Source organism: Hungatella sp. L36 (assembly GCF_014288035.1).
On sequence record NZ_JACOPC010000008.1, the window covers coordinates 292,638 to 301,625 of the forward strand.

The 8,988-nt window shown below is 53.1% G+C and carries 6 protein-coding genes; all 6 read right to left on the reverse strand.

Annotation, left to right across the window (positions count from 1 at the left end):
* Window positions 1-11: 11 nt before the first annotated feature.
* The 6 genes from H8S80_RS19800 to H8S80_RS19825 all read right to left on the reverse strand — a co-directional run bounded on the left by H8S80_RS19800 (window position 12) and on the right by H8S80_RS19825 (window position 8,300).
* Complete coding sequence (locus tag H8S80_RS19800) at window positions 12-1,733, reverse strand: methyl-accepting chemotaxis protein (protein ID WP_243008047.1); 1,722 nt, start codon at window positions 1,731-1,733, stop codon at window positions 12-14.
* Window positions 1,730-5,089 carry a response regulator gene (locus H8S80_RS19805; protein WP_412342788.1) on the reverse strand — a complete coding sequence of 1,120 codons (3,360 nt, stop codon included), beginning with the start codon at window positions 5,087-5,089 and terminating at the stop codon, window positions 1,730-1,732. Before H8S80_RS19805 ends, H8S80_RS19800 begins: the two co-directional genes overlap by 4 nt.
* Window positions 5,089-6,072: an ABC transporter substrate-binding protein gene (locus H8S80_RS19810; protein WP_243008046.1), complete on the reverse strand. Its 984-nt coding sequence runs from the start codon at window positions 6,070-6,072 to the stop codon at window positions 5,089-5,091. The genes H8S80_RS19805 and H8S80_RS19810 overlap by 1 nt, the downstream gene beginning before the upstream one ends.
* Window positions 6,073-6,236: 164 nt before the next feature.
* Window positions 6,237-7,454: a site-specific integrase gene (locus H8S80_RS19815; protein ID WP_055271143.1), complete on the reverse strand. Its 1,218-nt coding sequence runs from the start codon at window positions 7,452-7,454 to the stop codon at window positions 6,237-6,239.
* 91 nt (window positions 7,455-7,545) lie between these two features.
* On the reverse strand, window positions 7,546-7,752 hold the full coding sequence (locus H8S80_RS19820) for an excisionase (RefSeq protein WP_459349899.1): 207 nt from the start codon (window positions 7,750-7,752) through the stop codon (window positions 7,546-7,548).
* A complete protein-coding gene (locus H8S80_RS19825) occupies window positions 7,749-8,300 on the reverse strand; it encodes a type II toxin-antitoxin system PemK/MazF family toxin (protein WP_055271139.1) in 552 nt (183 codons plus the stop codon). Before H8S80_RS19825 ends, H8S80_RS19820 begins: the two co-directional genes overlap by 4 nt.
* Window positions 8,301-8,988 lie beyond the last annotated feature (688 nt).

Sequence of the window (8,988 nt, forward strand, 5' to 3'; positions counted from 1 at the left end):
ATTATACGGATCTACACGCGGCTTTCCGCCAGATCCGCCAACTTGAAATGACTGACCAGTTCCTTTAAGAGCTGCGCCTGAGAAGCCAGTTCTTCGCTTGCGGCGGCGCACTCTTCCGCCGTGGCGGAATTCGTCTGAACCACTTCGGAGATCAGATTGATATTCTCCGTCACCTGCCGGTTCGCGTCAAACTGTTTTGACGACGCGTCCGTAATATGGAAGAGCAGCTCCGACACGTTGTCAATCCCGCTCACCACCTCCGCCAGCGCATTGTCCGTCTCATTTGCGATCCTCCGGCCGTTTTCTACAGCCTGAAGGGAACTCTGAATCAGGGCCGCAGTACTCTTAGAAGCGGCGGACGACTGGTTTGCCAGACTCCGCACCTCATTTGCCACCACGGAAAAGCCTTTGCCGCGGTCTCCTGCACGCGCGGCTTCCACCGCCGCGTTCAATGCCAGGATATTGGTCTGGAAGGAAAAATCCTCAATCGTCTTAACGATTTTCCTGATTTCGTCGGATTTGCCGCTGATCTCCGCCATGGCCTTTACCATCTCCTGCATGGAACGGCTGCTTTCGGTTGCATTTTCTTTGACCATCTGCGCTTTTTCACTGGCCTCCTGTGCGTCCCTGGAATTCCGGTATGCCTGATCCGATATCTCGCTCATCATGCCGGTCAGTTCCTCTACGGAAGCGGCCTGCTCCGTAGTTCCCTGCGCCAGATTCTGTGAACCGGAGGATACCTGTTCCGAACCGGCCGCCACGTTGTCTGCCGACCGGCTGATCTGAAGCAGGAGCTCACTTAATCCACGGCTGATCTTTTTCATGGAGCGCATCAGCTGCTCAAATTCTCCGATATAATACTCATCTTTTTCGCTGTGCACACTAAAATTCCCCTCCGCCATCTCATTCAGGATATAGGTTTCATTCTGAAGGACATCTGTCAGAGTCTTCACCATGCTGCGGATATCTCCGGCAAGGCTTCCCAGTTCATCCCTGGAATCATATGCAACGCGGACCGCTGAAAACTCTCCTCTGGCCATGGCGCGCGCCGCCTGCTCCAGTTCTGTGACCGGCTGAGTGATCCCGCGTGTTATGTAAATGCCGAATACAACGCTTACCGCCACGCTGATGCCTCCCAGGAGGATCACGGTAAATACAGCCATCGCCTGCTTCTCCCTCAGTCCCGATACCAGAGTCTCTCCCTTTTTATACCCGCTCTCAATCAGGCTGTTCAGTTCCGCCTGTGCCTCCTGAATCGCGAGAATATTATTATGCTCCATATAATCCGCCGCCTCGGCCTTCTGATTCTCCGAAGCAAGCGTAAGAACGTGTTCCCTCATGGGCGCCAGCTTTGCCAGTGCTGCATCCAGCCGGTCGATAATCTGCTGATCGCCCAGGAAATGCGCTTTCACAACTGGAAGCTCTTCCTGTATGATTGCAGCGCAATTCCTGGCATCTGTGATCGCTTCTTTTACAATTTCGGAATCCGTATTCGATATCGAACGGTAAACAGACTTCTGCATCCGTTCAAAGTTTGAATTAATAACACTTGCACTGTCATTTACAGTAAACGGCCCGTCATAGAAGGTCTCTATCTGCCCTCCCAGCCTGATGAAATCGACAATACTCACCACACAGCTCATAATAAGCAGGGTAAGTATAATCGCATATGAGATCGTCAGCTTCTTTGATACCTTTAAATCCTTCAATACACCCATCCTCCCTGTCATCATTCCTGACACTCTCCCGCTCGCAGCAGATACTGGTCCAGCAGCTTCTCCAGCGCCTTCACATCGATCGGTTTGGAAAAATGATCATTCATGCCTGCGCGAAGCGCTTCCTGTCGGTCGTCCTCAAATGCATTGGCCGTCATGGCCACAATGGGAATCCGTTTTGCATCCTGCCGCTCCAGATTCCGTATGGCTCTCGTCGCTTCGTAGCCATTCATGACCGGCATCTGAACATCCATCAAAATCAGATTGTAGTATCCTTCTTCCGAACCGATTACCTTCTGAACCGCTTCTCCTCCGTCGCAGGCGTCTTCCACCTCAGCCCCCATCTCCTCAATCAGAGTGTGGGCAATCTCCCGGTTCAGCAGATTGTCCTCGGCCAGCAGAACCCGTTTGCCCTGAAAATCACGGCTGTCCCCCATCTCTTTGTATTCGACAGGATTCTTCTCTTCCTCCAGCTCCCTTAAGAGGTAGCAGATCTTGGAACGGTAGAACGGCTTCGCCAGAAATGCCGTCACGCCCGCCTCCCGGGCCTCGTCCTCGATATCGGACCAGTCGTAGGCGGTCAGAATAATGATCGGCACCTCATTCCCAGCGATCTTCCGAATCCGCCTCGTAATCTCCACCCCGTCGATATCCGGCATCCTCCAGTCGATAATCATCAGCTCGAACGGATCCATGCTGTCCATGGCCTGGGCCGCGAGGCTTACCGCCCTCATGCCTTCCGTCGTAAACTCCGCGCGCAGTCCGATATCCTCGAGAAGCTCCGTGACATTTTTACAGGTCTGCATATCGTCATCCGTAATCAGACAGTGGATGCCGAGCCATTCTCCAGGAATCTCCTCCTGAGGAGCGTTCTGCAGCCGCAGCGGCAGGGTCACGGTAAAGGTGGAGCCTTTCCCCAGCTCGCTCTTCACCTGGATATTGCCGCTCATCATATCTACGATATTCTTTGTGATGGCCATGCCGAGACCGGTTCCGGTGGCCTTGCTGTGCGTGGAATCCTGTACCCGTTCAAACGGCAGAAAGAGCTTATCCAGGAATTCCGGGCTCATGCCCAGTCCGGTATCCATGCACTCGAACACGTAATTCTGATACTCCCCGCGTCCGCTGTTTTTCTGGTATACATTGACCGTGATGCGGCCGCCTTCCATCGTATACTTGACTGCGTTGCTCAAAATATTGAAACAGATCTGGCGGATTCGGAGCGGATCACCGATCACCATCTCATCCTTTAACTCCAGCAGACTGATGTCCATGCGAAGGTGATCCGCATCGGCCTCCGGGCGTATCAGCTCCGTAACCTCCGCCACCAGATCCGCAAAGTTAAACGGCTCCTCCCGCAGGGATATCTTTCCGCTCTCAATCTTCGACATATCCAGGATATCATTGATCAGGCTCAGCAGATGCTGGCTTGACAGATTAATCTTTCTTAAACATTCCCGCACCCGATCATGGTCCTCCATGTGGGAAGCGGCGATCGCCGTCATGCCCACAATGGCGTTCATCGGCGTCCTGATATCGTGGCTCATATTAGACAGGAACTGACTCTTAGCCACACTGGCTGCCTTTGCACTCTCCAGAGCGCCCTGAAGCGCCTGCCGGTGCTGTTCCTCCTCGTGCTTCTGTTCGTCAATCCGGCGTGATAACAGGATGGCGAGCTGATCGCTGGAATACGGATTTTCCACGTAAATAATCTGTGTGGAGGTCCAGTGATACTGACCGTCCGCCAGCATAAGCCTGGCCTCCAGGAACACCTCCTGCCTCCGGATTCCCAGAGTCTTCTTAAGGCTCTCCGGCGCCAGACGCTTCTTAAATTCGTCCTGAAAGTCCGGATGCACGGAAGCCAGAAAGTCCTGATACAGTCTGTTAAAGGATTCCTGCTCTCCCAGGTCGGCCATGAGCCCCGGCAGTACATAGATGAATTTAAGCGTATCACAGGTTAAATTCAGACTGATAATGACCGGGAACACGTTGGAGACCGCGCTGATCAGCATCCGGCGCTCCTGCAGCTTCTCCCGCTCCGCCTCTTCCGCTGCCAGCTTCTCCGATGTAATGTCGTGGAAAGTGGCGATGAGGATCGGGGTTCCGTCTGCATTCAGCGTTTTTTCTACCAGTCCGGCCGACCAGAAGAAGCTTCCGTCTTCCCTCATGACACGGTTCTCAAAGGATTGCTTCTGATCGCCCTCGGCCGCCTCCCGGAAGATATCCACAATCATCGGATAATCCTCCGGATGGATAAATTCCATGAGTTTCTTTCCATAGGGCGAGTTGTTAGAGGCCTCCTCCGGGAAATTAAGCAGCCTGAGCCCCTCCTGGTTCAGCTGAAGCAGCTGGAACGGGTCCTCCACGGTTATCAGAGCGATGCCTTCCGGTATTGCATTGTAGAGATGCACGATGTAGCTGGCCTGTCCCCTCAGCTTCCGGTTTATCTGCTTGACGTACCGCAAGTAGACGATCACCAGTATGGCCAGTCCGATCAGGATAACCGCAATCAGAAGAAAGGTGCGGATTAAGATCTGATTCGTCTGCGCCTCAACAACGTTCTGCGGAATAATCGAGATCAGATACCAGTCAGAATTCAGCCCCAGTGGGATATAACAGAATACGGTGTCCTCGTCCTGATACGTGAAGGTAGCCCATCCCGTCCTTTTATCGATCAGGGACTGTGCAAACTGGTCCAGTCTGGCGGAATCATTCTGAGATTCCGGAAGCATGTCAAACAGGTTCTGCACCGTCTTGTTGCTGCCCGGATGCGGCGGACGGATCAGCACATTTCCGCCGGTGTCCACCACATAGGAAAAACCGGCGTCCTGATAAAACGAGACGGTAAAGCTGTCCACAATCGCTCCCACTTCGTACGATTTCAGAAGGTACCCTACCGTTCCATCCTGCAGGATCACTTTTATGTACAGGTTAAATTCATTGACCCCCGTGCCGCTGCGGATGTGAGGATCGATGATCCCCTTTTCCTCAGAAGCTGAGGCCAGAAATTCCGCTGCCGCCGTATCACCGGGAGCACTGGACGGAAATATGGTACCGTCTTCCAGATATAACACAATCCCGTTGTCCATACGGCCGTAGCTGCTGATCAGCCCATCCAGCTCTTCCGTCTGGCCGGCGGTATATTTTTTCAGATAATTCGTGAGGGACTCCATGACCCTGTATTCTTCCTGCAGCTGGACCCGCAGCGTATTCATCCCCTGCTGGGTACTCTCCCGAATGGTGCCGATGGACTGCTGCCAGAGCTGTTCCCGCACCGAGCTGACAAAAAGAACACTGATCAACGCAATCACCACGCTGACGAGTAACGCCACCAGAGCAATTTTAATCCTGGCCTTTCCGTCCTGTTGCTTCATCATGGTACAATCCTTTCCTGAGCCTGCTGATCCAGCCAGCTCATGGTAGATTTAAGACTTTCCCCTGCCAGCAGCATTTGGGAAGCTTCCGCTGTCAGATCCCATATGGGCAGCTTCAGCAAATCATCGGTTCCGATCACCGTCCGCCCCGATTCATAACAGGAGATCAGAGGCTGGATCTCCAAAACGCTGGAGGGGCTCCCTCCCTTTAGCGGACTGAAGGAAGACTGCTGGTCGGCAAACCGCTGTATATTCTCAGCTTTCGTAAAATACTCCACAAATTTCATGGCAGCGTCAAGATGTTCGCTGTCGGCATTTACGCTCAGGCGCGTATCGGGATTGATCACCAGCATACTGCCCTCGTCGAGAATCGGCAGCGGCGCCACCTCAAACTGAAAGTCCGGCTTCATACTGTCCACACGCCCCGCCGCCCAGGCTCCTGTAAGCATAAATGGAGACTCGCCCAGAATAAATTCCTTCAGATCGTCGGAGGTCTTTTTAGTCTTCAGCGCCTGATCCGCGTCCAGATACCCTCGGCTGATAAACGTCTCCACCGTTGAAAATCCCTCTGTCAGATATTCGCTCAGCTTCTCCTCGCCGTTGTTAAGACGCCCCAGCACCTCCGTCTGGCGCTTATCCTGGTATACCTGGTAGAATCCCTGGCCGATCGCCAGGGTCTTCAGGGAAATGTCGTTGTTGGCGATAACCGGAGTCATTCCCCTGCTGACAAAATAGTCGCAGACCTCCTCCCATTCCTTCCAAGTTCCGGGAACCTGCTGTTTATGTTCCTTCAGTAAATCCAGATTGCAGTAAAGGCCGAAGACCGACACCGTCGTAGGCACCCAGGTAATCCTGCCGTTTCCCATCTGGCTCCTCATCTCGTCCGTAAAATCAGGCAGCGTGGAGAGGCCGGACAAATCCGCCAGCTGTCCCTTCTCTTCCAGCTTCAGCAGGCTGTCGTGATTAAAGTAATCTCGAAACAATTTTTAGACCTAACCCTATGTAACTCGGCAAATGGCGGCAAAGCCTGTATTTATGGGCTTTTTCGCCATTTGCTTTATGGGAGAACAATACGCATATAGTGGCAAGTCCCGGCATGAAATTGCCGCTAAAAGTAGTAGAGGGGTAGTAAACCTGGCCTTTACTACTACGCAGCTATTGAGGCTGGCGCTGCCTTTTCAGCCTCGATACGCTCCATCTCGGCCTTGGCCGATTCAAAGGACGCATGGGCGTAATAGCCTAATGTCATGGTGATGTTCGCATGGCCCATGATGTACTGCAAGGCTTTGGGGTTCATACCGGCATTGGCCATCCTCGTACAGAAATTATGCCGGAAAGTGTGGGCTGTGATTTTGGGAAGCTGCTCCTTATGGAGCTTGTTATACTTCTTCACAAGCCCTTTAATCATGGCATTGTAGTTGGCCGCCGTCTTGGGTAAACCGTCCCGGTTGAGGAACAGGAAATCCGTGTAGCCATCCACCGTGATCGTCTCCACCTTGCCGCGCCGTTTGAGTATGCGCCGGAAGGCTTCGTAGGCTTTCTCGCTCATGTGGAGCTGCCGGACGCCGCTTTTGGTTTTCGGCGTTTCAATATAGAAGCCTATTTCAGCGTCGCGCAAAAGCTGGTGGTCTACCAGGATGGCACGGTTTTTGAAATCCAGGTGAGTGGTGAAACCGCAAAGCTCTGAAATCCGCACACCCGTCTCTGAGAGGATGATGAGTTCATCCGCATACTTGGAATAAACCGGGTCGCCCTGTGCAAAGGCAATGAGGCTTTCTTCCTGTTCTGGGGTAAGGATGATTTTTTCCTCCCGGTCATCCTCAATCACCGTGTTCATGGCAAACCGGAAAGGATTTTTTCGGATGTAGTTGTCCTCCACCGCCGTGTAAAAGGCCGCCAGCAAGGAGCGCTGGTGGTTTTTTATGGTCTGGTAGCTGTACCCTTTCTCGCTCATGCGGATGGCCCAGGCTTTGGCGTCGGACGGCTTCACATCTTCAATGCTTTGGGAACCGAGGGGATCGTCACCCAGCAGCTTCAGAAAGTTTTTTCGGGCCTTTTCGGTGCCGTACTTGACATTCTTTTTCAATGCGGTGTGCTTGGCGTAGAGCTGGCATACCGTTATCTTTTTGCCAATGGTGTCGATCCCGTCGTCTATATCCCTGCGGATTTCCTTTTCTTTCTCCCGCAGGGATTTATCATCCCGCTTGCCCGCAGGCGTTTTGTCTGTGGGCACCAGTTTCCAGGCATAGACAAATTGGGGCTTCCCGTATGCGTCCGTGTACTTAAATGCGTATCTCCCGTCTTTTCTCTGGCTCTCTCCGGTTCTTAAAATGCGGCCTCTGTTATCGCGCCGTTTTTCTGACATAGTATGCAGCTCCTTTCCGCCCCGGAATGAGCCTTGATACGAGATACATCCATATTATACCGCAATCACGGCCCGGTGCAAATGTGCGATTTCAGATCACATCGAGAGAGTCTATTACCTTTTCAAACTGACGGCGTTTGATTTGGACACGGTTGCCGTTCATAATGAGCCAGCTTGCGTCCGGGTTTTCCTCCGCCAGCTTTCGGAGTTTCTTTTCCCCAATACGGAAATAACGGGCTGCCTCCTCAATGGTTAAGGTATATTTTTCCCAGATAGGAACGTCCGGGTAATTCATCATCGCAGCCCTCCTTTTCCATTGTCGTGCCCATTCCGGCGCACAACCTCATAGTCAAAGCCGGGACGCTGGCCGCAGTAGGTGCAGATATCCTTTTCCACCCTGTCGGGGTGAACCCTGCGCAAATAATAAGAGCCTGTGCCGTAGAAGTTATTGGCACAGGCCGGACAAAGGCACATGATTAAGTTTTCGGGAACCTCCTCGATCAGCCCCACGCTGACCGCCAGGGCGTGGTTGATTTTTCGGATATGCTTTTCTTCCAGATGTCCGATGTACGCGCCCAGTCGTTTCTTGTCAATGGTGCGGAGCTGTTCCAAAAGAACGAGAGAAGGCAGTTCCAGCCCGTTTTCCGCCTGGAGAAGATAGTGCGTGGGCAGCTTGGCCTTGGCGTCCACTTTGCTGGAAATGGCCGCCACAATGACGGTGGGGCTGTATTTGTTCCCCGTGTTGTTCTGAAGAATAAGGACGGGGCGATAACCTTCCTGCTCGGAGCCGATTCCCCGGCCCAGATCGGCATAGTACATATCGCCGCGCAGATATGTCCTGTTCATGTCTTATGACCTCCCTTTGAAAAATCAGGCGGCATGGGCCGCCTATGTAGAGGCCGCGCAGCAGAACAGAATGAAGGCCGGGGAGAGATAAAACCATTCTCCTGTTTTCATTGGCCCGTCCTGCTGCACAGCCCGTATTTCAAAGGTGCTCCTATTTGTCCTCGACGCCCCGAAGCACCGGGTGGGAAGTCATCAAACGGCTGGCGGCTGGCCAGCTCCACGGGGAATCTCACCCCTCGCGTGGTTCTCACGCAACCGCCCCCATTGCCTGCGACGGATCACGGCAAAATGGAGCCGCTTCAACGCTCGGACGTTAGGCTGGACGGGAGTATCATTGTCCCCGCTGCCGGTCATGGCCGTACCGGGAGCCATCCGGTACTGGCAGCCTGCTGTTTCTCGCTCCTTGCCGGGAAGAACAAACCAAAGACCTGCATTTTCTTTTTCGGTGGTGTCTCGTTGTTTTCTTCCGGCAGATCGCCGCGCAGCAGCCGCCTGGGCTTTGGCTTTCGCCAAAGCAGCGGGAATGTGCCTGATGAATGGGTATGCAGTTTTCAAAGTTCCGGGAGAGAGAACAAAGTGCCTTCGGCACTCTCAACTCCCCTGCCCCTCACTCATGAGGGGTTTTGGGGTTTTCCTTTGTCACTTTTTGTTGTAAAATATTCTTATGTATAAAAAGAACATTCTTCAA